22 protein-coding genes are annotated in these 22378 nt (G+C 68.3%); 7 read left to right on the top strand and 15 right to left on the bottom strand.

Translation table 11 applies throughout. The features are described from left to right. Positions 1-11 precede the first annotated feature (11 nt). The 6 genes from BM133_RS14230 (at position 12) to BM133_RS14205 (ending at position 7250) form a co-directional block, all read left to right on the top strand. The gene (locus tag BM133_RS14230) at positions 12-2450 is read left to right on the top strand and encodes a xanthine dehydrogenase family protein molybdopterin-binding subunit (RefSeq protein WP_093434545.1); all 2439 of its coding nucleotides are present in this window, start codon (positions 12-14) and stop codon (positions 2448-2450) included. Between the two features lie 23 nt (positions 2451-2473). Further along, positions 2474-3265, top strand: coding sequence for an FAD binding domain-containing protein (locus BM133_RS14225; protein WP_093434543.1), 792 nt, complete (start codon positions 2474-2476; stop codon positions 3263-3265). Between the two features lie 67 nt (positions 3266-3332). Continuing rightward, positions 3333-4235 (top strand): AAA family ATPase, encoded by a 903-nt coding sequence (locus BM133_RS14220; RefSeq protein WP_093434542.1) that lies wholly within the window; start codon positions 3333-3335, stop codon positions 4233-4235. Positions 4236-4263: 28 nt separating this feature from the next. Beyond that, a complete protein-coding gene (locus tag BM133_RS14215; protein WP_093434540.1) occupies positions 4264-5478 on the top strand; it encodes a vWA domain-containing protein in 1215 nt (404 codons plus the stop codon). A gap of 30 nt (positions 5479-5508) precedes the next feature. Then, entirely contained in the window at positions 5509-6213 is a 705-nt protein-coding gene (locus BM133_RS14210) for an SRPBCC family protein (protein WP_093434539.1), read from the top strand. A 14-nt stretch (positions 6214-6227) separates the two neighbouring features. Beyond that, entirely contained in the window at positions 6228-7250 is a 1023-nt protein-coding gene (locus BM133_RS14205) for an XdhC family protein (RefSeq protein ID WP_093434537.1), read from the top strand. Positions 7251-7278: 28 nt separating this feature from the next. Here BM133_RS14205 and BM133_RS14200 read toward each other — a convergent pair whose 3' ends face one another. The 6 genes from BM133_RS14200 to BM133_RS14175 all read right to left on the bottom strand — a co-directional run bounded on the left by BM133_RS14200 (position 7279) and on the right by BM133_RS14175 (position 12638). After that, complete coding sequence (locus tag BM133_RS14200; RefSeq protein WP_093434536.1) at positions 7279-8070, bottom strand: ABC transporter ATP-binding protein; 792 nt, start codon at positions 8068-8070, stop codon at positions 7279-7281. After that, positions 8067-9134 carry a dihydrodipicolinate synthase family protein gene (locus tag BM133_RS14195; RefSeq protein ID WP_093434534.1) on the bottom strand — a complete coding sequence of 356 codons (1068 nt, stop codon included), beginning with the start codon at positions 9132-9134 and terminating at the stop codon, positions 8067-8069. Before BM133_RS14195 ends, BM133_RS14200 begins: the two co-directional genes overlap by 4 nt. Before the next feature lie 11 nt (positions 9135-9145). After that, positions 9146-9985 (bottom strand): GNAT family N-acetyltransferase, encoded by an 840-nt coding sequence (locus BM133_RS14190; RefSeq protein WP_093434533.1) that lies wholly within the window; start codon positions 9983-9985, stop codon positions 9146-9148. A gap of 4 nt (positions 9986-9989) precedes the next feature. Then, positions 9990-11039: an NAD-dependent epimerase/dehydratase family protein gene (locus BM133_RS14185; protein ID WP_093434531.1), complete on the bottom strand. Its 1050-nt coding sequence runs from the start codon at positions 11037-11039 to the stop codon at positions 9990-9992. Then, positions 11036-11866, bottom strand: a complete 831-nt coding sequence (locus BM133_RS14180; RefSeq protein WP_093434530.1) for an ABC transporter permease — start codon at positions 11864-11866, stop codon at positions 11036-11038. The genes BM133_RS14185 and BM133_RS14180 overlap by 4 nt, the downstream gene beginning before the upstream one ends. A gap of 103 nt (positions 11867-11969) precedes the next feature. Then, positions 11970-12638, bottom strand: a complete 669-nt coding sequence (locus BM133_RS14175) for a TetR family transcriptional regulator (protein WP_093434528.1) — start codon at positions 12636-12638, stop codon at positions 11970-11972. A gap of 109 nt (positions 12639-12747) precedes the next feature. Here BM133_RS14175 and BM133_RS14170 point away from each other — a divergent pair, with 109 nt between their 5' ends. Next, entirely contained in the window at positions 12748-13743 is a 996-nt protein-coding gene (locus BM133_RS14170) for an ABC transporter substrate-binding protein (protein WP_093434527.1), read from the top strand. A 27-nt stretch (positions 13744-13770) separates the two neighbouring features. Here the strand turns inward: BM133_RS14170 and mnhG are convergent, their stop codons facing one another. From mnhG to BM133_RS14125, 9 genes are all read right to left on the bottom strand, one after another. Next, entirely contained in the window at positions 13771-14127 is a 357-nt protein-coding gene (gene mnhG / locus BM133_RS14165) for a monovalent cation/H(+) antiporter subunit G (protein WP_093434525.1), read from the bottom strand. 82 nt (positions 14128-14209) lie between these two features. Beyond that, a complete protein-coding gene (locus BM133_RS14160) occupies positions 14210-14488 on the bottom strand; it encodes a K+/H+ antiporter subunit F (protein ID WP_093434524.1) in 279 nt (92 codons plus the stop codon). Then, positions 14485-14976 (bottom strand): Na+/H+ antiporter subunit E, encoded by a 492-nt coding sequence (locus BM133_RS14155; RefSeq protein WP_093434522.1) that lies wholly within the window; start codon positions 14974-14976, stop codon positions 14485-14487. Before BM133_RS14155 ends, BM133_RS14160 begins: the two co-directional genes overlap by 4 nt. After that, the gene (locus tag BM133_RS14150) at positions 14973-16691 is read right to left on the bottom strand and encodes a monovalent cation/H+ antiporter subunit D (protein WP_093434521.1); all 1719 of its coding nucleotides are present in this window, start codon (positions 16689-16691) and stop codon (positions 14973-14975) included. The genes BM133_RS14155 and BM133_RS14150 overlap by 4 nt, the downstream gene beginning before the upstream one ends. A gap of 82 nt (positions 16692-16773) precedes the next feature. Further along, positions 16774-17124 carry a Na+/H+ antiporter subunit C gene (locus tag BM133_RS14145; protein ID WP_093434519.1) on the bottom strand — a complete coding sequence of 117 codons (351 nt, stop codon included), beginning with the start codon at positions 17122-17124 and terminating at the stop codon, positions 16774-16776. Beyond that, positions 17124-20069 (bottom strand): monovalent cation/H+ antiporter subunit A, encoded by a 2946-nt coding sequence (locus tag BM133_RS14140; RefSeq protein WP_093434518.1) that lies wholly within the window; start codon positions 20067-20069, stop codon positions 17124-17126. Before BM133_RS14140 ends, BM133_RS14145 begins: the two co-directional genes overlap by 1 nt. A gap of 78 nt (positions 20070-20147) precedes the next feature. Continuing rightward, positions 20148-20525, bottom strand: coding sequence for a fluoride efflux transporter CrcB (gene crcB, locus BM133_RS14135; protein WP_093434516.1), 378 nt, complete (start codon positions 20523-20525; stop codon positions 20148-20150). Positions 20526-20556: 31 nt separating this feature from the next. Continuing rightward, positions 20557-21858 (bottom strand): TRAP transporter large permease, encoded by a 1302-nt coding sequence (locus BM133_RS14130; protein ID WP_093434515.1) that lies wholly within the window; start codon positions 21856-21858, stop codon positions 20557-20559. Then, positions 21851-22360: a TRAP transporter small permease gene (locus tag BM133_RS14125; RefSeq protein WP_093434513.1), complete on the bottom strand. Its 510-nt coding sequence runs from the start codon at positions 22358-22360 to the stop codon at positions 21851-21853. The genes BM133_RS14130 and BM133_RS14125 overlap by 8 nt, the downstream gene beginning before the upstream one ends. Positions 22361-22378: the final 18 nt, after the last annotated feature.

Here is a 22378-nt window from a genome sequence, read left to right as displayed (position 1 = left end):
GGAGCAACATCATGGGTGCTTCCGACTTCTCGAACCTGCCCCATATCGGCGAGGCCCTGCGGCGCAAGGAAGACTACCGTTTCCTGACCGGCGCGGGCAACTACACCGACGACATCACGCTGGCCAACCAGAGCCATGCGGTCTTCGTGCGCTCGCCGCACGCCCACGCCGCCATCAAGTCCATCGACATCGCCGAGGCTCTGAAGATGCCCGGCGTGGTCGGCATCTTCAGCGGCAAGGACATCGAGGGAAAGATGGGAGGCCTGCCCTGCGGCTGGCTCATCAACAACCCCGACGGCACCCCGATGAAGGAGCCGATGCACCCGATCCTGGCGATCAAGAAGGTGCGCTACGTGGGCGACCATGTCGCGATGGTGGTGGCCGAGACGGTCGAGCAGGCCAAGAACGCCGCCGAAGCGGTGGTGGTCGACTACGACGTGCTGCCCGCGCTGGTGAGCGTGGCCGATGCCGCGAAGAAGACCGGCAGCACCACGCTGCACGACGAAGCGCCCGACAACCAGTGCTACAAGTGGGTGCTGGGCGACAAGGCGGCGGTGGACAACGTGTTCACCACGGCCGCGCACATCACCAGGCTCGACCTGGTCAACAACCGGCTGATTCCCAACCCGATCGAGCCGCGCGTGGCCATCGGCAGCTACAGCCGCGGCACGGACGACTACACGCTCTATGTGTCGAACCAGAACCCGCACGTCGAGCGCCTCCTGATGACGGCCTTCGTGCTGGGCCTGCCCGAGCACAAGGTGCGCGTGATCGCGCCCGACGTGGGCGGCGGCTTCGGCTCCAAGATCTTCCTGTACGCCGAAGACGTGTGCCTCACCTGGGCGGCCAAGCAGCTCAACCGCAACATCAAGTGGACGGCGGAGCGCTCGGAGTGCTTCCTGTCCGATGCGCATGGCCGAGACCACGTGAGCCACGCCGAGATGGCGATGGACAAGGACGGCAAGTTCCTCGCGATGCGCGTGCACACCGATGCCAACCTCGGCGCGTACCTCTCGACCTTCTCGACCGCCGTGCCCACCATCCTCTACGCGACGCTGCTGGCGGGCCAGTACACGACGCCGCAGATCTACGTGGAGGTCGATGCGTGGTTCACCAACACCTCGCCGGTCGATGCCTACCGCGGTGCGGGCCGGCCCGAGGCCACGTACCTGCTGGAGCGCCTCGTCTCGCGCTGCGCCTGGGAAATGAACCTGGGGCAGGACGAGATCCGCAAGCGCAACTTCATCACCACCTTCCCCTACCAGACGCCGGTGGCGCTGCAGTACGACACCGGCGACTTCCATGCCTGCATGGACAAGGCCCGGGTGCTGGCCGATGTCGAAGGCTATGCGCAGCGCAAGTCGGCGACCGAGGCCAAGGGCAAGCTGCGCGGCATCGGCTACTCCAGCTACATCGAAGCGTGCGGCATCGCACCGTCGAACATCGCAGGGGCGCTCGGCGCGCGGGCGGGGCTTTTCGAATGCGGCGAAATCCGCGTGCACCCGACCGGCAGCGTGACGGTGTTCACCGGCTCGCACAGCCACGGCCAGGGGCATGAAACCACCTTTGCGCAGGTCGTCGCGGCGCGCCTGGGCATTCCGGTGGACAACGTGGACGTGGTGCACGGCGACACCGGCCGCGTGCCCTTCGGCATGGGTACCTACGGTTCGCGCTCCATCTCGGTGGGGGGCGCCGCCATCATGAAGGCGCTCGACAAGATCGAGACCAAGGCCAAGAAGATCGCCGCGCACCTGATGGAGGCCAGCGATGCCGACATCGAGTTCGCCAACGGCGAGTTCACCGTCAAGGGCACCGACAAGAAGATCCCGTTCGGCCAGGTGGCGCTCACGGCCTACGTGCCGCACAACTACCCGCTCGACAAGCTGGAGCCGGGCCTGAACGAAACCGCCTTCTACGATCCGACCAACTTCACTTTCCCGGGCGGCACCTACATCTGCGAGGTCGAGATCGACAAGCAGACCGGCGAAGTGAAGGTCGACCGCTTCACCGCGGTGGACGACTTCGGCACCATCATCAACCCGATGATCGTGGAGGGCCAGGTGCATGGCGGGCTGGTGCAGGGCATCGGCCAGGCGCTGATCGAGAACTGCGTGTACGACCACGAAACCGGCCAGCTGCTCACCGGCAGCTTCATGGACTACGCCATGCCGCGCGCAGGCGACTTTCCGCAGTTCAAGCTGGACACCGTGTGCACCCCGTGCACGCACAACCCGCTGGGCACCAAGGGCTGCGGCGAGGCGGGGGCCATCGGCTCGCCGCCGGCCGTGATCAATGCGGTGCTCGATGCGCTGGCGCCGCTGGGCGTCAAGGATTTCGACATGCCAGCTTCGTCCAGCCGCGTCTGGGAAGCCATGCAGAAGGGCAGCGCGCCGCAGGACGTGCAGGCGCCCTCGCTGGCCGCCAGCACCCAAGGCCGTCCCGCTCCATAACAACACAGAAGGAATCACACCCCATGTACGCCTTCACACTCGAACGGCCCACCACCGTGGCCGATGCGGCCAAGCTCGCTGCGGCGGGCGCCAAGCCGCTGGCCGGCGGACAGACATTGCTCGCCTCCATGAAGCTCAGGCTCTCCGCGCCCGAGCAACTGGTGGACCTGAGCGGCATCAAGGAACTCACCGGCATCAGGAAGGACGGCAGCACGATCACCATCGGTGCGATGTCGCGTCACCTGGACGTGGCGAACAACGCCGACGTGAAAGCCGCCTTCCCGGCGCTCGCCGACCTGGCCTCGCGCATCGGCGACCGGCAGGTGCGCGCGATGGGCACCATCGGCGGCTCGGTGGCCAACAACGATCCGGCAGCGTGCTACCCGAGCGCGGTGCTGGGGTCCGGCGCGACGGTCGTCACGTCCAAGCGCGAGATTGCCGCCGACGATTTCTTCCAGGGCCTGTTCACCACGGCGCTGGAAGAAGACGAGCTGATCACCGCCATCCGCTTTCCGATTCCCAAGCGCGCGGTGTACGAAAAGCTGCGCCAGAAGGCATCGCACTTTCCGCTGGTCGGCATCTTTCTCACGCAGTACGACAGCGGCGTGCGGGTGGCCGTCACAGGAGCGGGCAACGGCGTGTTCCGCCATGCAGGGCTCGAAGATGCGCTCAACAAGAGCTTCACCGCGGCAGCCGCCGCGGCCGTGAAGATCGATGCGAGCGAGCTCAACAGCGACCTGCATGCGTCGGCAGCGTACCGGGCCAACCTGATCAGCGTGCTGACGCAGCGCGCCGTCACCAAGGCCCTCGGCTGAACGAGCCGGGGCAGCAAACCGCAAGCCGGAAGGCGCGACACCCTCGCGTCTTCCGCTACGCTTCGCCATGATCTTTCCGACCATCGACGCCCTCTCCGAAGGTCTGGTGCAGGCCGGCTACTTCGCCGACCGCCGCCTGGCGACCGCCGTGTTCCTCGCGCTCAAGCTGCAGCGGCCGCTGCTGCTCGAAGGCGAGCCCGGCGTCGGCAAGACCGAACTGGCCAAGGCGCTGTCCAAGGCGCTCAACCGCGAGCTGCTGCGCCTGCAGTGCTACGACGGGCTGGAGCAGCGCGAGGCGCTCTATGAATGGAACTACGCCGCGCAGCTATTGCACATGCGCGCGGCCGAAGCCACGGGCGCGGCGCGCGATGTGGAGGCCGAGGTCTACCAGCCGCACTACCTGATCCGCCGCCCGCTGCTGCAGGCGCTGCAGACGCCCGCACCGGGCGCCGTGCTGCTGATCGACGAAGTGGACCGCGCCGACGAGCCCTTCGAGGCCTTCCTGCTCGAATACCTTGGCGAGTACCAGGTGAGCATTCCCGAACTGGGCACGGTGCGCGCCGTCGTGCCGCCGGTCACCATCCTCACGAGCAACCGCACGCGCGAACTCAACGATGCGGTCAAGCGCCGCTGCCTCTACCACTGGCTCGACTACCCCGAGCGCGAGCGCGAGCTGGCGATCGTGCGGGCCCAGGTGCCGGAGGCCGGCGAGAAACTCTCCGCGCAGGTGGCCGCGTTCGTCGCGCGGCTGCGCGACGCGCCTTTCATCAACGCCTTCCAGCGCGCGCCCGGCATTGCCGAAAGCGTCGAGTGGGCGAGGGCGTTGATTGCGCTGGACACCGTCGAGCTCGACCCCGAAGTGGTGGTCGACACGGCCGGCATCCTGTTCAAGCAGCGCGACGACGTGGCGGCGCTCACGCGCGAGCTGGCGTCCGACCTGCTGAAGCCCGAGGAGCCGGTCGCGCCCTGAGCGCGACCGAAGACCAAGGCGGCTCCGCATGGCCGGCATCCAGCAACTCGGCGACGTCCGCAGCGGCAAGCTGGCCGGCAACATCACCGCCTTCGGCCGTGCGCTGCGCCGCGCGGGCGTGCGCACCGATGCCATGCGCATCGCGCTCGCCGCCGAGGCGGTCATGCTGGTGGGCGTGGAAGACAAGCTGGACCTGGGCGCCGCGATGGAAGCCGTCATGGTGAGCCGCGAGCAGGACCGCATGGTGTTCCGCGAGCTCTTCGATGCGTGGTTTCGCGACCCCGAGCTCGCGAACAAGCTGCTCGCGCAGATGCTGCCCAGCGCCGAAGGCAAGGCCGAGCCCTCCAGGCGCCGGCCGCGCGTGCGCGAGGCGCTGACCGCGCCGCGCGACCCCGCGAAGCCGGCGGCGGCCGCCAAGCCCGACAAGGAAATCGAGTTCGATGCCGCCATGACGTCGAGCGACCGCCAGCGCCTGCAGCATGCGGACTTCAACGCGCTCGGCGCCTCCGAGTACCGGCTGGTCGAACGGCTCGCGCGCGACGTCACGCTGCCGATTCCCTCGTTGCCCTCGCGCCGGCTGCGCGTGGCGAATGACGCAGGCCAGCAGCATGCGCGCATGCACTGGCCCGGCGTGCTGCACGAAGCGGCGCGCACTGGCGGAGAAATCCTGCGCCTGCCGCGGTTGGCCCGGCGCGAGCAGCCGCTGCCGCTTCTCGTGCTGGTCGACGTGTCGGGTTCGATGGAGCGCTATGCGCGCCTGTTGCTGGCGTTTTTGCATGCGTCCACCCGCAGGGCCGGGCGGCGCGACGTGTTCGCCTTCGGCACCCGGCTGACCGACCTGACGCCCGCCTTCCGTCTGGCCGATACCGACGCCATGCTCGGCGCGGCCAGCATGGCCATCGACGATTTCGCGGGCGGCACGCGGCTGGGCAGTTCACTGGCCGAACTCCGGCATGCGCATGCGCGCCGCCTGACGGGCCGCCGCACGCTGGTGCTGGTGATCAGCGACGGCCTGGACACCGGCGAGCCCGCCATGCTGGAGAACGAGTTGCTCTGGCTCAAGCGCCATTCGCGCCGGCTGCTGTGGCTCAACCCGCTGCTGCGCTTCCAGGGCTACGCCCCTCTGGCACGTGGGGCCACCGTGCTGCACCGCCATGCGGACGCGATGCTCGCAGTCCACAATCTCAGTGCCCTCGAACAACTGGCCGCCAGCCTCGCCGCGCTGATGCGGTCTGGCCGCTAGGGCCCCGCAAGACAACAAGGAAGACCCACCATGGAAATGCTCGGAAACCGCCACCTCGGCGTCACACAACAACAGGCCTGGGAAGCGCTCAACGATCCCGAGACGCTCAAGAAGTGCATTCCCGGTTGCGACAAGTTCGAGCTCACCGGCGACAACCAGTACAGCGTGGCGCTCGCCCTGAAAATCGGCCCGGTGTCGGCCAAGTTCAGCGGCAAGGTGGTGCTGTCGGACATCGTGGCGCCCGATGGCTACAAGCTCACCTTCGAAGGGCAGGGCGGCGTGGCGGGATTCGCCAAGGGGTCGTCGAGCGTGACGCTTCGGCCACTGGCTGGCGCCGTCGAAGCGGCAGCGGTCGCACCGGCTGCAGAGGGCGGGGAAGCCGCACCGATCGTCGAAGCTGCGCCCGTCGATGCCGCGCCCGCGGAGGCCGCGCTGATTCCCGTCGGCTGCGAACTCGACTACACCGTGCAGGCGCAGGTCGGCGGCAAGATCGCCCAGCTGGGCCAGCGCCTGATCGACGGTGCCGCCAAGTCCACCGCCGACGATTTCTTCAAGCGCTTCGAGGCCGAGATGCAGAGCCGCTACGGCCCGCCGCCCGCCGTCGCCGCCGAATCCGCCGAAGCGCCTGCAGAGAAGGCCGGCGTCATGTCCGGCTTCATGAAGAAGATCGGCCTCGGCAAGAAGGACGACGAGGCCGGCAAGGACGCGCCCGCCACACCGGGCGACGCCGGCTAGAGACGGACCACGCCATGGAAAACCTCGATGTCATGGTGCTGCGCACGCTGCGCGACTGGCGGCAGGCCGGCAAGCGCGCGCTGCTGACCACGGTGGTGCGCACCTGGGGCTCGTCGCCGCGGCCGGTCGGCTCGATCATGGCGCTGGCGGATGACGGCGCGGTGGTGGGGTCGGTCTCGGGCGGCTGCATCGAGGACGACCTGATCGCGCGCTACAGCCACGCGCACGGCAACGGCGAAGACGTGCCCCCGGGCACGCCGCCCGCGCTGGTGAAGTACGGCATCACCGCCGACGAGGCGCACCGCTTCGGCCTGCCCTGCGGCGGCACGCTCGAACTGCTGCTCGAATACGACCCCGACGCGGCTTCGCTCGACACCCTGGTGGCCGAACTCGAAAAAGGCCGGCTCATGCAGCGCACGGTGACGCTCGCAACGGGCGCCGTGAAGCTCGCCGAAGCCACCGCACCCGACGAGCTCAAGGTGGACGACACCGAGCTCACCAACACCTTCGGCCCCGAGTACCGCATGCTCCTGATCGGCGCCGGCCAGCTGGCCGAATACCTGGCCACCATGGCCAAGTTCAGCGGCTTCGCGGTCACGCTGTGCGACCCGCGCGCCGAGTACCGCACCGCGTGGTCCCTGCCGGGCGTGACGATCACCACCGAGATGCCCGACGACGCGGTGCTGGCCTTCAGGCCCGACCGCCGCAGCTGCGTGGTCGCGCTCACGCACGATCCCAAGCTGGACGACCTCGCGCTGCTCGAGGCGCTGCAGACCGAGGCCTTCTACGTGGGGGCCATCGGCTCGCGCCGCAATGCCGAGGCGCGGCGCGACCGCATGATCGAGCACTTCGACCAGACGGCCGAGTCGCTCGCGCGGCTGCGCGGCCCGATCGGCATCTACATCGGCAGCAAGACGCCGCCCGAGATCGCGGTCAGTGTGATGGCGGAAATTCTTGCGGTAAAAAACGCAGTCACGTTGCCGCGCGAAGTGGAAGTGGCGCGCGCCAAGGGCATGCAGCAGCTCGCGATGAGCTGAAGACCCCGCGGGCGCGCTGTTTCGCGGGCTATTCGACGCCCAGCAGGTCGTAGATCCTGCGCACGTACTCGCCGAACTCGGGGCTGGTCTTCACGTGCAGCTTGCGCGGCTCCGGCAGGTCGATGGGAAAGAAGTCGGCCATGCGCGCCGGCCCGGCCGTGAGCACCGCGCAGTGCGAACCCAGGAACACCGCTTCCTGGATGCTGTGCGTCACCACGATGAAGGTCTTGCGGCTCTGCGCCCAGATGCGCAGCATTTCCAGGTTCATCTTCTCGCGCGTCAATGCGTCCAACGCGCCGAAGGGCTCGTCCATCAGCACCAGCTTCGGGTCGTGGATCAATGCGCGCGCGATCGCGGCGCGCTGCTGCATGCCGCCCGAGAGTTCGTAGGGCAGCTTGTCGGCAAAGCCCGTCAGTCCGACCATCTCGAGCAGCTCGTGCGCACGCTTCGTGGCGGCGCGGCGCTCCAGCCCGAGGATGTCGGCGGGCAGCAGCACGTTTTCAAGAATGGTGCGCCACTTGAGCAGCAGGGGCTGCTGGAACACCATGCCGACATCGCGGCCCGCGTTGAAGCCGCGGCCGTCGGGGCCGCCGATTTCGAGCGTGCCGCCGTCGTGGCCGTGCAGCCCCGAAAGAATCTTGAGCAGCGTCGACTTGCCGCAGCCCGAGGGGCCGACCAGCGAGATGAGATCGCCGTCGTTCACATCCATCGTGACATCGGAGACGGCAAGGAATTCCTCGTTGCGCTTGCGGTAGACCTTGCGCAACTGCCGCATGCGGATGAGCGGCGCGTCCTGCACCGTTTGCAGCACGGCGCTCATGCCAGCCACCGCGTGAGGTTGTCGCGCACGAAGGCGTCGTCGCCGAGGTCGCCGTGCTGGCGGTAGACGCGGTCGATTTCTTCCGACTGTCCCTGGCCCAGCCCTTCGGCCGCATCGAGGCACCAGATGCCTTCGAGCAAGCCCTGGCGGCGCAGCACCTCGTGGCAGCCCGCGATGCAGCCGTGGAAGTTGTTCGCCACGTCGAAGAAGGCGGCGTTGCAGTCGGTCACGCGCGAATCCAGGGCGAGGAGGTCCGGGCCTAGTGCGCCGCCGTTGGCCGCGAGTTCGGCCTTGATCGATTGCAACTGCTTCACGGCGCTGGACGTCCATACCGACCAGTGGCCGAGCAGCCCGCCGCGAAAGCGCACCTGCACCGGTGCGCCGTCGCGCATCGCGGCGAAGGGCAGCGCAAGGTCGAGCACGATGTGGTCGTCGTTGCCCGTGTAGAGGAACACGCGTTCTTCGGCGCGCGCGTCGACCAGCCCGCGCACCACGTCGATGGTGCGGTAGCGGTTGAACGGCGCGACCTTGATGGCGAGCACATTCGGAATCGATGCGAAGCGCCGCCAGAAGTCGCTCGACAGGATCGGCCCGCCGACCACGGTCTGAAGGTAGAAGCCGATCAGCGGGATCTCCTGCGCCACTGCTTCGCAATGCGCGATGAGCGCATCTTCCGACGAGCCCGCGAGCGCGGCGAGACTCAGCAGCCCTGCGTGATAGCCGAGAGAGACTGCTGTGCGCGCCTCGCCCTGCGCTTGCGCGGTCGGGCCGCAAAGGCCGGCGATCATGGCCATCGGGCGGTCGCCCCATGCGAGGCGGTCCTGCATCGCGGCTTCGAGCACCGTGGCATAGAGCCCGCGCTCGCGGATCGCGAACTGCGTGGTGTGCACGCCCACCGCGAGGCCGCCGGCGCCGGCATCGACGTAGTAGCGGGTCAGCGCGCGCTGGCGCTTGCGGTCGAACTGGCGCGAGGCATCGAGCGCGAGGGGATGCGCGGGAATCACCGTGCCTTGCGACAGCAGCGCAAGAACGTCGGCGGGGAGGTCGGAGCGGTTCAATGGCATCTGGTGTGTCCTCAGCCGAACTCGGGGCCGGCGATGGCGTGGATGAAGGCGGGTTGCCCGAGGGGCGGTGCGGTGCCGTCGCGCGTGGCCAGCGCCATGCGCGCGAAGCCGCGCTGCGGCGAGAAGCCTGCATCGCGCAGTGCTTCTGCCATGACGGGACGGCCGTCGGGAATGTCGACGTAGATGCGGCCGGTCAGGTTGCGTGCCACGTCCGGCAGCAAGGCGGCGGCGGTTTGTTCCTGGGCGGACAGGAGCGGCCCGATCTGGTGGGCCGTGCGGCCTGCGCGGACGAGGCCGACGGCCACGCCGCTGCGCACGCACCGGCTGCCTTCGCGGTCGAGCAGGTCGGCGAGCACGGCGGGGCGGGCGATGCCCAGGGCCTGCGCGTCGAGCGCGGCAAGGCCTTGGATCGCGGGCTTGTCGGCGGACAGCGTTGCCGCAGCATCGGGGCCCGCTTCGCGCACCCAGCGCGTGAGCCGCCACAGCGGCGCGAAGCCGAAGCTGGCGTAGAGCGGCTCGCCCTGCGGCGTGGCGTCGAGCATCGCGACGAGGCCGGCGTTCTTCACCTGCTGCAGGCAGTGCGCGAAGACCGTGCGGCCCAGGCCCTGTCCACGCGCGGCGGGCATCACGAGGACCATGCTGATCCAGGCCACGCCCTCCATCGGCAGCACCGCACCGCTGGCGACGACGACGCCCCGATCGTCGCGAATCACATGCACCGTGCCCAGGCGCTCGAACAGCTGCCAGTCGCGCGCCGTCTGGTTCCAGCCGCTGGCTGCGACCAGCGCGTCGAGCATCGGCGCGATGGCCGGCGTGATCGACGTGAGCGTCTGGACAGCGGGCGTGGCCACGGCGTCAGTACTTTCCGTCGCGCGATTCGAACTTGGTCGGCTTGCCGTACTGGCGCTGCTCGCGCGAGATCCAGTCGGCGACCCAGCGGATCTGCTGGGCGAGCGGCACGCGCGGGTAGCCGAACAGGCGCTCTGCTTCGCCGGTGTTCATGAGCCAGGCGGTCGGGGCTTCCTGGCCGCTGATCGTCGCGGGCTTGTCGAACTGCCGCGCGAACTCTTCGGCGAGCCAGCGAATCGATGTGGTCTCGGGCCCGCTCACGTTGAGCGGCGAGGTCGGCACCGTGGCGGCCGCGAGGCAGCGCAGCGCCTGCGAATTTGCATCGCCCTGCCAGATCACATTGACGTGGCCCATGGTGACGTCGACCGCGTCGCCACGCCACACCTTGAGCGCCACGTCGGCCAGCACGCCGTAGCGCAGGTCGATGGCGTAGCTCAGGCGGAACAGCCGGCCGGGCGTGCCGTGCTGCTGGGAGAAATACTCGAACATGCGCTCGCGGCCGACGCACGAGTTGGCGTACTCGCCGGGCGGGTTGGGCGCATCGCTCTCGCTCGCGCCCTGGCCGATCACCGGCACGAAGGGGTACACGCAGGCGGTCGAGAAGGCGACGATGCGCGAGGCGCGAAAGTGCTCGGCCACCAGCGCGGGCACGTGCGCGTTCATGGCCCAGGTGAGCGGGTTGTTGGCGTCCGCGCCGAACTTGCGCCCGGCCATGAAGACCACGTTGGCGCATTGCGGCAGTGCGGCGATGGCGGTGCGATCGAGCAGGTCGCAGGCGATGGTCTCGATGCCGTGCGCTTGCAGCGCTTCGCGCACACCGGCTTCGCTGAAGCGCGCCACGGCGATCACGCGGCGGCCGGGCATCGCGTTTTTCGCCAGGCGCGCGAGGGTCGGGCCCATCTTGCCGCCCACGCCCAGAATCATCAGGTCACCATCGATGCGCGCCATGTCGCGCACGAGGTCGCGCGAGGGCGTGGCCAGATAGTCTTCGAGCGCGGCTTCGGTCTCGAAGCGCTCGGGAAAGGCGAGGTCGTCGAGGACTGCGGGTGTGGTCATTGGATTCTTGCGTCCTGGGTGATGAAGAGGCGCTCCAGCAGGAGCACCAGCAGATAGAGCAGAACGCCCAGGCCCGTGATGAGCAGCACGGCCATGAAGACCGCGGGCGTGTCCAGCGAGGCCTGGACCTGGATCATCAGGTAGCCCAGGCCGCGCTCGGAGGCGATGAATTCGCCGACCACCGCGCCGGCCACGGCGAGGATGGTCGCGACCTTCATGCCCGAGAACACGTAGGGCAGCGAGCCCGGCAGCTGGATGTAGCGAAAGAGCTGCCAGCGCGAGCCCTTGAGCGCGCGCACGAGGTCCAGCAGCTCGGGCTCGGTCTCGTTGAGGCCGCGGATGGTGGTCAGCAGGATCGGGAAGAAGCACAGGCTGAAGGTGATGAGGATGTTCGGCCCGATGCCGTAGCTGAACCACACGATGACCAGCGGCCCCATCGCCACCTTGGGAATCATGTTGAGCGTGACCAGGAGCGGAAACACCAGCAGCATCAGCCGGCGGCTGGTGATGAAGAGCAGGGCGCAGAGGATGCCCAGCGCGAGCCCGAGCGCGTAGCCGCCGAACACTTCCAGCGCAGTGACGCCGGTGTTCATGAGCCAGCTGTAGTTGGGGTTGGCCAGCGTGGCCAGCACCTTGGAAGGCGCGGGCAGGATGAACGACTGGATCGCGAAGACCCGCACCACGATCTCCCACAGCGCAAGGCCCGCGAGATGCACGGCGACGACGGCGGCCCAGCGTTGCCATTCGGGGCGCTCGCCCGAAGCCGGCGAAACGTCCGAGCGGGGCGCGGGAGCAGGGGGCGCCAGCGCGCTGTCAGGTGCCGTCATCTCGATTCCTGGGTCTTGGGCTTGGAAAGCAATGCGGCGAATCATAGGATTCGCGCCGACCCGAGTCAACCAACTGGTTGATAAATTTCGAGGGCGAGGGTTTTCAGGGACGCAGCGCGTTCAGCGCGAACTCCACCACGTGCCGCCGGCGCTTGAGCAGCGCGCCGCGCGAGTCCAGCGCCTTGCCGAAGATGGCCGACAGCGTGTGGTTGTTGGAGAAGAAGAAATACGAGATGCCCGCGATCGAGATGTAGAGGTTGATCGCATCGAAGTCGGGCCGGAACACGCCCGAAGCGACGCCGCGCTCCAGCGTGGCTTCGAGCATCTCGATGAAGGGCGAGTGCATCTTCTGCAGCCGCTCCGACGCGCGCAGGTGCTCGCCGCGGTTGCGGTTCTCGTCGGTCAGGAGGGCGATGAACTCGGGGTGCTCGGCCAGGTAGTCGAAGGAGAACGCGACCAACTGCGCCATGGCTTCCATGGGCTCCAGCGCGCCGAGCGTGAGCTTCTTTTCCTTCTCCCGGATCTCGGCGTAGACCGACTCGAGCGCCACCAGGTACAGGCCCTGCTTGTGGTCGAAGTAGTGATAGACGAGCTGCTTGTTGACCCCCGCGGCCGAGGCGATCTCATCGACGCGCGCGCCCGCGAAGCCCTTGGTGGCGAACTCGGCCACGGCGGCGGCGATGAGCGCCTGCTTGGCGGAGGCCGGGTCGCGCTCGCGCTTGGTGACCGCGACAGGGGCCGTGGCGACGGGGGGGGAAGAGGGTGCGGGCATGGTGGATGGATTCTGTCTCGTGGCCGGGGCTGTCTCGATTGCCTATCAACCAAACAGTTGGTAATATAAATTTCAGGTTCTGTTTTTACCTTCTTTTGGAGCGACCCGCATGAAAAAGCTGCTGCCGGCCCTCGGCGCCACCGCGATGCTGATGGCCTCGATTCCCGCCGCCTTCGCGGCCGATGCCATGGGCCTCACGCTCAACTGGACGCCCACGGCCGACCATGCGCCGATCTATTACGCGAAGGCCAAGGGCTGGTACAGCGAGGCGGGCATCGACCTGAACATCGAGGCCGGCAAGGGCTCGGCGGTGTCCGCGCAGCGCGTGGGCACGGGCGGCAGCGAGCTCGGCATTTCCGACCTGCCCACCGCCATCCAGGCCAAGGGCAAGGGCGCCGACGTGAAGGCGGTGATGGTGATCTACGCCAACAGCCCGCAGGGCTTCTACTGGCTCAAGTCGTCGGGCATCACGGGGCCCAAGGACTTCGCGGGCCGCAAGATCGGCAACCCGCCGGGCGACGCGGCGCGCCTGATGTGGCCGGCCTTCGCGAAGAAGGTGGGGCTCGATCCGGCGAGCGTGACTTTCGTGAACGTGAGCCCGCAGGCCAAGGTGGCGGCGCTCAAGAGCAAGTCGGTCGACATCATCAGCGACTTCTACAACGAGCACGACCTGAAGGCGCGTGAGTTCGGCGCCGACCTGGGCTTTCAGCCCTGGCGCGATGCCGGCGTGAACGTGTACGGCAACTCGCTGATCGTGAACGGCGCCTACCTGGCGAAGAACGCGGCGCAGGTGAAGAAGTTCGTGGCGGTGACGCAGCGTGCCTACGACGCCTGCGTGAAGGAGTTCGACCCCTGCCTGCAGGCGCTCACGGCCAGCGTGAGCGGCCTTGCGCCCGACAACCAGCGCGACCAGTGGAACCGCATCAAGCAGCTGATGCGCGACGACACCACCACCAAGGTGGCGCTCGGCGCCTTCGACGACAAGCGCGTGAAGGCGGACTACGAACTGGTGTCCTCGCTGATCGGCATCGACAAGCCCTACGACCCCGCGACGCTCTTCACCAACGAATTCCTCGACAAGAGCGTGCGCATGGCGCCCAACTGAAGCGGGGCGCTTCGCGAAGCTTTTTCGTCAGCCCGACTTCGCCTGGGGCGGCACGTTGCCGCCCTTTTGCCGTTCGCGGAACAGCGCCGCGCGCATCAGGAAGATGGTGGTGATCGGCGCGGTGAGCGCGATGAACAGCACGATCAATATCGCGTGCAGGAACAGGCTGTACCCCTGCACCGAGAAGTAGACGATGGTGGCGATCGTCATGCACCACACGCCCACCGTCGCGCCCAGCGTGGGCGCGTGGATGCGGCGAAAGAAGGTGGGCAGCCGCACGAGCCCGAAGGAGCCGATGGCCGCGAAGGCCGCGCCCAGCACGGCGAACACGGCGGTGACGATCTCGGCCCAGAGCGGCAGCGGCCCGATGATGAAATCCGTCATGGATGCCCCCACGCTCGGCACTTCGTGTCCTCGCTGCCCCCCGAGGGGGCGTTCGCTTGCTTGGGGCGGCCCGGCGCGGCGCTCATTCGATCACCTCCCCGCGCAGCAGGAACTTGGCCATCGCCGTCGAGCCGACGAAGCCGAAGATCGCCACCAGCAAGGCGGCCTCGAAGTAGACATTGCTCGCGTAGTTGATGCCCAGCACCAGCATCATCAGCATGCCGTTCACGTAGAGGCAGTCCAGCGCCATCACGCGGTCTTGCGCGGAGGGACCGATCAGCAATCGCGAGAGCGCGCAGAGCATGGCCACCGCGAGCAGGAAGAGCGCGGCCTTCAGGGCCCAGAAAAGGATCGGCGTCATGATTCGAAGATCTCCATCAGCGGGCGCTCGTAGCGCGACTTGATCATCGCGACGAAGGCGGCTTCGTCGTCCAGGTCGAACACGTGGATCAGCAGCGTGCTGCGGTCGAACGCCACTTCGCCCCAGGCAGTGCCGGGCGTGAGGCACATGATCATGGCCAGCACCGCCAGGCCGTTGGGGTCGCGCATATCGAGCGGGATCTGCACGAAGCTCGAAGCGATGCGCGAACTGCGGCGCGTGAGCATCAGCCGTGCGACGTCGAAGGCCGACTTCAGCATGTCGAAGGTGACGACGAACGACAGCCGCAGCGCGACCCCGGGCTTGCGCATGCGCACGGTGGCGGGGCGCAGGCCCTTGGTGAGCAGCGGCACGGCAATGGCCAGCACCAGCGCCATGAGCAGCGTGGCGGCGTCCAGCGACTGGTTGAGCAGCAGCCAGACGATGAAGAGCGCGAACGACAGCGGCGGCGACGGAATCCAGCGCTTCATGGCGCGGTTCCCTTCACCGGCACCTTGGCGGGCGCCACCACCGGGTTGGGCACCTGCGTGGCGCCCATCACGGCGTTGCGGTAGGTCTCGGGGTTCTTCAGGCCGTTGGCGGTGGCCTTGGCATGCTGCATGACAGGCTCGGCCCACACGGTCAGCGCCACGCAGGCCGCGAGCAGCGCCGCCACCGGCAGCACTTCGAGCGCGGGCAGCGAAGGCATCGTGGGATGCGGCTGCGTCCAGAAGTGGCGGATGCCGGTGCGGCTCAACGCGATCAACGAGAGAAAGCCCGAGACGATCAGGAGCGCAAGAAAGATCCAGCCTGCGGTCGCCACGCCGTTCGCGCCGAGCAGCCCCGAGAGCATCGCGAACTTGCCGACGAAGCCCGACAGCGGCGGCAGGCCCGCGAGCAGCAGCGTGCAGCCCATGAAGCTCAGGCCCAGGAACGCGACGCCGGCGGGAATCGCGCGGCCGTAGAGCGCCTGCGCCTCGTCGTCCAGGTTCACGTCTGACATGGCACTCAGGTCTTCGGCCAGGAAGGGCGCGTTGCCCGCCGCCTCGTGCGGCGCGACGCTCATGCCGGCGTTGCGCCAGCGCTCGATCATGTCGATCAGCAGGAAGAAGGCGCTCACGGCCAGCGTCGAACTCAGGAGGTAGTAGAGCGCGCCCGCCCACACATCCGGTTGCCCGAGGCCGACCGCCGCGAGCAAGGTGCCGGCCGACACCAGCACGCTGAAGCCCGCGAGGTTCGACAGCCGCTGCGTGCCGACGATGCCGATGGCGCCGACGAACAGCGTCGCCAGGCCTATGCCCACCAGCGCGGCCTGCCCGAAGGCGGCCGAGTCGCCGGTGTCGGGCGCGAAGAGCACGGTCCAGAGCCTGAGCACCGTATAGACGCCCAGCTTGGTGAGCAATGCGAACACGGCCCCCACGGGCGACACCGCCGCGCTGTACGCCGGCACCAGCCAGAAGTTGAGTGGCCAGGCCCCCGCCTTGGCGAAGAACGCGGTCGCAAGGATGGCCGCCGCCGCATGCACCAGGCCGCGGTCGCCCGGCGCGAGTTCGGCGATGCGCACGCCCAGGTCGGCCATGTTGAGCGTGCCGGTCACGCCGTAGAGGATGGCCGCGCCGATCAGGAACAGCGAGGAAGCCGCCAGGTTGATCGCGATGTAGTGCAGCCCCGCCTGCACCCTGAGGCGCCCCGAGCCGTGCAGCAGGAGGCCGTAGGAAGCGGCGAGCATCACCTCGAAGAACACGAACAGGTTGAACAGGTCGCCCGTGAGGAATGCGCCGTTCAGGCCCATGAGCTGCAGCTGCAGCAGCGGGTGGAAGTGCACGCCCGCGCGGTCCCAGCGCGAGGTGGAATAGATCGAGGCGGCGAAGGCGATGACGCCCGTGAGCGCGACCATCATCGTGGAGAGCCGGTCGGCCACCAGCACGATGCCGAAAGGTGCGCGCCAGTTGCCGGGCAGGTACACGCCGATGGAGCCGGGGCCGCCGCCGGTGTCGGGCGCGTTCACCCAGCGCAGCAGCGCGAGCGCGGCCAGGAGGCCGACCAGGCCCGAGACCACGCTCAGCGCGGACTTGGTGCGCCGGCGGTTCTCGCCCAGCAGCAGCATGAGCGCGGCGGTGAGCATCGGCACGAGGATCGGCACCGCCACCAGGTGCGGCATGCTGAATTCCAGGAACCGGTCGAGCAGGTGGAAGACCTCTGTCATTGGTCCGCCCCCAGGCTTGCCACTGCGTGTGCAGCGCCAACCCCCTCAAGGGGGCCCGCGCCTTCGGGCGGCCGTGCGACGCTCATTCCGCCTCCTTGCGCTCTTCACCGTCCACATGGTCGGTGCCCGTCAGGCCGCGCGAGGCGAGCATGACGACGAGGAACAGCGCCGTCATCGCAAAGCCGATCACGATGGCCGTGAGCACCAGCGCCTGCGGCATCGGGTCGGCCGTGTTGGCCAGCGTCGATTCGATGCCGTTGATGAGCACCGGCTCGCTGTCGACCTTGAGCCGGCCCATGCTGAAGATGAAGAGGTTGACCGCATACGAGATCAGGGTCAGTCCCATGATCACCTGGAAGGTCCGCGGGCGCAGCAGCAGGTAGACACCCGAGCCGGTGAGCACGCCGATGGCCAGGGCGAGCACGATTTCCATCAGTGCGCTCCCTCCACGGCTTCGGATTCGGCCTGCTGCGCTTCTTTTTCGGCCTGCTCGGCGGCCCAGCGGTGGCTGCGGATGGACTGGTGGGCCAGCGCGGTGAGGATCAGCATGGTGGCGCCGAGCACCAGCGCGAACACGCCGATGTCGAAGAACAGGGCGCTGGGCACGTGGATCTCGCCCAGCACCGGCAGGTGCACGTGCGCGGTGTGCGTGGTGAGGAACGGGTAGCCGAAGAACACCGCGCCGCTGCCGGTGGCCAGCGCGAACAGGAGGCCGATGGCGATCCAGCGGCGCGGGTAGATGCGCAGGTGCTCCTCGACCCACTCGGTGCCCGAGACGATGAACTGCAGCACCAGCGCCACCGACATCACCAGCCCCGCGACGAAGCCGCCGCCCGGCGCGTTGTGCCCGCGCATGAAGAAGTAGACCGACACCAGCGCCGCCAGCGGCAGCAGCAGCCGCACCAGCACGGCCGGCACCATCAGGTAGCCGACGGCGCTGTCCTTGGCCAGGCGCGGGTTCAGGAGGTCGCTGCTGCCGTCGTCGACCTGCTGGCGCTGTTGGATCGGCAGCGCCATCGATTCGATGGCCGGGCGAAAGCGCCGCAGCAGCGCATACACGGTGAGCGCCACCACGCCGAGCACGGTGATTTCGCCGAAGGTGTCGAAGCCGCGGAAGTCGACCAGCATCACGTTGACCACGTTGGTGCCGCCCCCCTCGGTGAGCGCGTGCTCCAGGAAGAAGGGCGAGATGCTCTGCGGGAAATTGCGCGTCATCATCGCCCAGGCCAGCGCGGCCATGCCGCAGCCTGCGACGGTGGCGACCAGCAGGTCGCGTCCGCGCCGGCCCCAGGGGCGAAGGCGTGCGCGGGCGGGCTGGATGACATCCTTGCTGCGCATCGGCAGCCAGCGCAGGCCCAGCAGGATCAGCACGGTGGTGACGGCCTCCACCACGAGTTGCGTGAGGGCGAGGTCGGGCGCGGAGAACCAGATGTACGTCACGCACGAGACGAGCCCGGCGCCCGAGGCCAGCATGAGCGCCGCGAGCCGGTGGAACTTGGCCTGCCAGGCGGCGGCGAGGGCGCAGGTGCCGCCGATCAGCCACATCATCGCGAACATCGGCGAGAAGGGCAGCAGTTCGCGCGTGCCGGGGGCGGCGGGCGTGGTCCAGAGCGAGGTCGCGGCGCCGGCCACGGCCACCGCCACGAGCAGCAGCAGTTGCGACTGCATGCGGCGCGTGCCGAACAGGCGCCGGCTGCGGCGGCCGGTTTCGCTCAGCAGCGCGAGCAGGTGCTCGAAGATGACCTGGCCGTCGAAGCGGTGCAGGAGCGGCGTGTGCGCCAGCCCGCCTCCGGCGCGGCGGCGGCGCTGCAGCAGGTAGAGCGCCGCGCCGCCCGCGAGCGCCACGAAGCTCATCACGAGCGGCAGGTTGAAACCGTGCCACACCGCCAGGCTGTACTCGGGCAGCGTGCCACCGACGACCGGCGTCGCGGCTGCTGCCAGCAGCGGGCCGACGGACCAGGCCGGCACCACGCCGACCACGAGGCACACCAGCACCAGCAGCTCGACCGGCACGCGCATCCAGTGCGGCGGCTCGTGCGGGTGCTTGGGCACCTCGTCGCCGCAGGGCGGGCCGAAGAACACGTCGAACACGAAGCGCGCGGAGTACGCCACGCTGAAGATGCCCGCGATGGTGGCAATGACCGGCAGGCTGAAATCGACCCACGGCGTGGCCTGGATGAACACCGTCTCGGCGAAGAACATTTCCTTCGAGAGAAAGCCGTTGAGCAGCGGCACGCCGGCCATCGAGGCGCTGGCGATGATGGCCAGCGTGCCGGTGATGGGCATGAGCCGCATCAGGCCGCTCAACTTGCGGATGTCGCGCGTGCCGGTCTCGTGGTCGATGATGCCCGCGGCCATGAAGAGCGAGGCCTTGAAGGTCGCGTGGTTCATGACGTGGAACACCGCCGCCACGGCTGCCAGCGGGCTGTTCAGGCCCAGCAGCAGCGTGATGAGGCCGAGGTGCGAGATGGTCGAGTACGCCAGCAGCGCCTTCAGGTCGCGCTGGAACATCGCGATGAAGCCGCCCAGCAGCAACGTGATCGCGCCCGCGCCGCCCACCAGCCAGAACCACTGCTCGGTGCCCGAGAGCACGGGCCACAGGCGTGCCATGAGGAACACGCCCAGCTTCACCATCGTGGCCGAGTGCAGGTACGCCGACACCGGCGTGGGCGCGGCCATGGCGCGCGGCAGCCAGAAGTGGAACGGGAACTGCGCGCTCTTGGTGAAGGCGCCCAGCAGCACCAGCACCAGCGCGACCGGGTAGAGCGCGTGCGAGCGGATCAGGTCGCCCGAGGCGAGCACCACGTCCAGCTCGTAGCTGCCGACGATGCGGCCCAGCACCAGCACGCCGGCCAGGAGGCAGAGGCCCCCGGCACCGGTGACGGTGAGCGCCATGCGCGCGCCGCGCCGCGCGTCGCGCCGGTGGTGCCAGTAGCCGATCAAGAGGAAGGAGAAGAGGCTGGTGAGCTCCCAGAACAGCACCATCTGCACGAGGTTGCCCGAGAGCACCACGCCCATCATCGCGCCCATGAACGCGAGGAAGAACGAGAAGAAGCGCGGCACCGGGTCGGAGGCCGACATGTAGTAGCGCGCATAGAGCACCACCAGCGCGCCGATGCCCAGCACCAGCATGCAGAAGAGCCACGCGAAGCCGTCCATGCGGAACACGAGGTTCAGGCCGAGGGCCGGGAGCCAGTCGATCTCCTGGCGCAGCACGTTGCCGTGCGCGATCTGCGGGAAGAACCAGGCGGTCTGGATGGCGCAGCCCAGCGCGACGAGGCCCGCGAGTGTCGACTCCCTGTTGCGCGCGTTGGAGGGCATCAACGCGGCCAGCACGCTGGCAATGAAGGGGAGGGCGACGAGAAAGACCAGGGGCATTGGGGTCAATTCTATCGATCGACCCCTTGAAGGGGCCTATCTATAACCGCAGGACATAAGGCAGTTTTCGTGCGACGTTCAGGCCGAGAAGGCCTGAACCGTGCGGATGCCTAGCCAGGTGAAAAAGAGCGAGCCGCCCAGGTGGGCCGCGGCCGTGACCATGGCCACGCCGAGCCTGCCCTCCAGCAGCATGGTCGTGACCTCGGCCGAGAAGCTCGAGAAAGTGGTGAGGCCCCCGAGGAAGCCGGTCACCAGCGCGAGCCGCCAGACCGGGTCCAGGTCGGGCAGCAGCTGGAAGGCAGCGATGGCGATGCCGATGAGATAGCCGCCGATCAGGTTGGCCGCCAGCGTGCCCCATGGCATGAGGCCCCCGACGCCGAACCAGAGGGCCAGGCCCCAGCGGGCCAGAGCGCCGATCGAGGCGCCGACGCAGATCGCAAGAATCGGAAGAAGCATGCGGTGATTGTCAGCGCGCTGGCGCACCGTTTCAGGGTGCCATCTGCTGCGGCAGCCAGGTCACCAGCTGCGGCACGAAGTAGATGATCAGCACCGCCGCCACCATCAGGAAGAACATCGGCAGTGTCACGCGCGCGATGTAGAGCAGGTCCTTGCCCGTCATGCCCTGCAGCACGAACAGGTTGAAGCCCACCGGCGGCGTGATCTGCGCCATCTCGACCACCAGCACGACGAAGATGCCGAACCAGACCGGATCGATGCCCGCGGCGGTGACCGTCGGCATGATGACGCCCATGGTCAGCACCACCATCGAGATGCCGTCGAGGAAACAGCCCAGCACGACGTAGAAGGCGGCGAGCATCACGATCAGCTGGAACTTCGACAGGCCGAGCGAGCCGATCCATTCGGCCAGGTGCCGCGGCAGGCCGATGTAGCCCATGGCCAGCGTGAGGAAGGCCGCGCCCGCCAGGATCAGCGCCATCATGCAGTACAGCCGCGTGGCGCCGAGCACCGCTTCCTTGAAGCTGCGCCATGTGAGCGAGCCTTGCGCACCCGAGATGACCATCGCGCCGACCACGCCGACGGCCGCGGCCTCCGTGGCCGTGGCGATGCCCGCGTAGATGGAGCCGAGCACCGACAGGATCAGCAGCGCCACGGGGATCAGCGACATCGAGGCCTTCAGCTTCTCCATGAACGGCAGCTTCGCGTCGGCCGGCGGCACGCGGTCGGGATGGCGCAGCGCCCAGAACACGATGTAGCCCGAGAACAGCAGCGCGAGCAGGATGCCCGGGATGATGCCCGCGATGAAGAGCCGCGCGATCGACACGTCCGCGCTCACGCCGTAGACGATCATGATGATCGAGGGCGGGATCAGGAGGCCGAGCGTGCCGGCGCCTGCCAGCGTGCCGATGACCATGTCGTCGGGGTAGCCGCGGCGCTTGAGTTCGGGCAGGCTCATCTTGCCGATGGTGGCGCAGGTGGCCGCACTGGAGCCGGACACCGCGGCGAACACCGCGCAGCCCACCACGTTGGTGTGCAGCAGCCGGCCCGGCAGGCTTTGCATCCAGGGCGAGAGGCCCTTGAACATGTCCTGCGAGAGCCGTGTACGAAACAGGATCTCGCCCATCCACACGAACAGCGGCAGCGCCGTCAGCGTCCAGCTCGAGGCAGAGCCCCAGATGGTCACGGCCATGGCGTCCCCGGCCGGGCGGGACGAGAAGATCTGCATGGCGATCCATGCCACGCCCGAGAGCGTGAGGCCGATCCAGACGCCGCTGCCCAGGATGAGGAACAGCGCGGCGATCAGGAGGCCTGCAACGGCGATGTCACTCATGGCGAAGCGCCTCCGTCTCGACCGGCTTGGCGGGGCGGCCGCGCCACTCGATCACGAACTCGTCCAGCGAAGCGACGGCGAAGACGATGGTGCCCAGTGCCATCGACAGCTGGGGCATCCATAGCGGCGTGGCGTCGTTGCCAGTGGAAATGTCGTGGTAATCGAGCGATTGCCAGACCAGCCGCACGCTGTACCAGGCAAAGAGCAGCGCGAGCAGCGTCGCGGCGCCCATGGCCCAGCGCTCGAGCCAGCGCTGCGCCGCGGGCGACAGGTGCTGCAGCACCAGCGTCACGCGGATGTGCTCGCCGCGCTTGAGCGTGTGCGCGAGCGCCAGGAAGCCCGCGCCGGCCATCAGGTAGCCTGCGTAGGCGTCGATGCCGGGAATGTTGAAGTGCAGCTGGCGGCCGAGGATGGACAGCAGAACCATCACCAGCAGGCCGATCATGAAAAGCGCCGCCAGTGCGGCAGCGCCCATGTAGAGAAGATCAAGCGTCTTGCGCATCGGGTGCTCGCGTCCGCC

This window comes from Variovorax sp. 770b2, from assembly GCF_900115685.1.
In the GTDB taxonomy this organism is placed as follows: Bacteria; Pseudomonadota; Gammaproteobacteria; order Burkholderiales; family Burkholderiaceae_C; genus Variovorax.
Note: the sequence above shows the minus strand (reverse complement) of the source record. Positions and strands in the feature narration are given on the sequence as shown.

What these genes read in the sequence shown, in the direction of transcription:
- BM133_RS14185 (WP_093434531.1), bottom strand. Translation starts at nt 11,039, where the DNA reads ATGACCACACCCGCAGTCCTCGACGACCTCGCCTTTCCCGAGCGCTTC.
- BM133_RS14195 (WP_093434534.1), bottom strand. Translation starts at nt 9,134, where the DNA reads ATGCCATTGAACCGCTCCGACCTCCCCGCCGACGTTCTTGCGCTGCTG.
- BM133_RS14155 (WP_093434522.1), bottom strand. Translation starts at nt 14,976, where the DNA reads ATGAAGCGCTGGATTCCGTCGCCGCCGCTGTCGTTCGCGCTCTTCATC.
- crcB (WP_093434516.1), bottom strand. Translation starts at nt 20,525, where the DNA reads ATGCTTCTTCCGATTCTTGCGATCTGCGTCGGCGCCTCGATCGGCGCT.
- BM133_RS14180 (WP_093434530.1), bottom strand. Translation starts at nt 11,866, where the DNA reads ATGACGGCACCTGACAGCGCGCTGGCGCCCCCTGCTCCCGCGCCCCGC.
- BM133_RS14230 (WP_093434545.1), top strand. Translation starts at nt 12, where the DNA reads ATGGGTGCTTCCGACTTCTCGAACCTGCCCCATATCGGCGAGGCCCTG.
- BM133_RS14140 (WP_093434518.1), bottom strand. Translation starts at nt 20,069, where the DNA reads ATGCCCCTGGTCTTTCTCGTCGCCCTCCCCTTCATTGCCAGCGTGCTG.
- BM133_RS14220 (WP_093434542.1), top strand. Translation starts at nt 3,333, where the DNA reads ATGATCTTTCCGACCATCGACGCCCTCTCCGAAGGTCTGGTGCAGGCC.
- BM133_RS14170 (WP_093434527.1), top strand. Translation starts at nt 12,748, where the DNA reads ATGAAAAAGCTGCTGCCGGCCCTCGGCGCCACCGCGATGCTGATGGCC.
- BM133_RS14205 (WP_093434537.1), top strand. Translation starts at nt 6,228, where the DNA reads ATGGAAAACCTCGATGTCATGGTGCTGCGCACGCTGCGCGACTGGCGG.
- BM133_RS14215 (WP_093434540.1), top strand. Translation starts at nt 4,264, where the DNA reads ATGGCCGGCATCCAGCAACTCGGCGACGTCCGCAGCGGCAAGCTGGCC.
- BM133_RS14130 (WP_093434515.1), bottom strand. Translation starts at nt 21,858, where the DNA reads ATGAGTGACATCGCCGTTGCAGGCCTCCTGATCGCCGCGCTGTTCCTC.
- BM133_RS14225 (WP_093434543.1), top strand. Translation starts at nt 2,474, where the DNA reads ATGTACGCCTTCACACTCGAACGGCCCACCACCGTGGCCGATGCGGCC.
- mnhG (WP_093434525.1), bottom strand. Translation starts at nt 14,127, where the DNA reads ATGACGGATTTCATCATCGGGCCGCTGCCGCTCTGGGCCGAGATCGTC.
- BM133_RS14175 (WP_093434528.1), bottom strand. Translation starts at nt 12,638, where the DNA reads ATGCCCGCACCCTCTTCCCCCCCCGTCGCCACGGCCCCTGTCGCGGTC.
- BM133_RS14145 (WP_093434519.1), bottom strand. Translation starts at nt 17,124, where the DNA reads ATGGAAATCGTGCTCGCCCTGGCCATCGGCGTGCTCACCGGCTCGGGT.
- BM133_RS14210 (WP_093434539.1), top strand. Translation starts at nt 5,509, where the DNA reads ATGGAAATGCTCGGAAACCGCCACCTCGGCGTCACACAACAACAGGCC.
- BM133_RS14200 (WP_093434536.1), bottom strand. Translation starts at nt 8,070, where the DNA reads ATGAGCGCCGTGCTGCAAACGGTGCAGGACGCGCCGCTCATCCGCATG.
- BM133_RS14160 (WP_093434524.1), bottom strand. Translation starts at nt 14,488, where the DNA reads ATGACGCCGATCCTTTTCTGGGCCCTGAAGGCCGCGCTCTTCCTGCTC.
- BM133_RS14150 (WP_093434521.1), bottom strand. Translation starts at nt 16,691, where the DNA reads ATGACAGAGGTCTTCCACCTGCTCGACCGGTTCCTGGAATTCAGCATG.
- BM133_RS14125 (WP_093434513.1), bottom strand. Translation starts at nt 22,360, where the DNA reads ATGCGCAAGACGCTTGATCTTCTCTACATGGGCGCTGCCGCACTGGCG.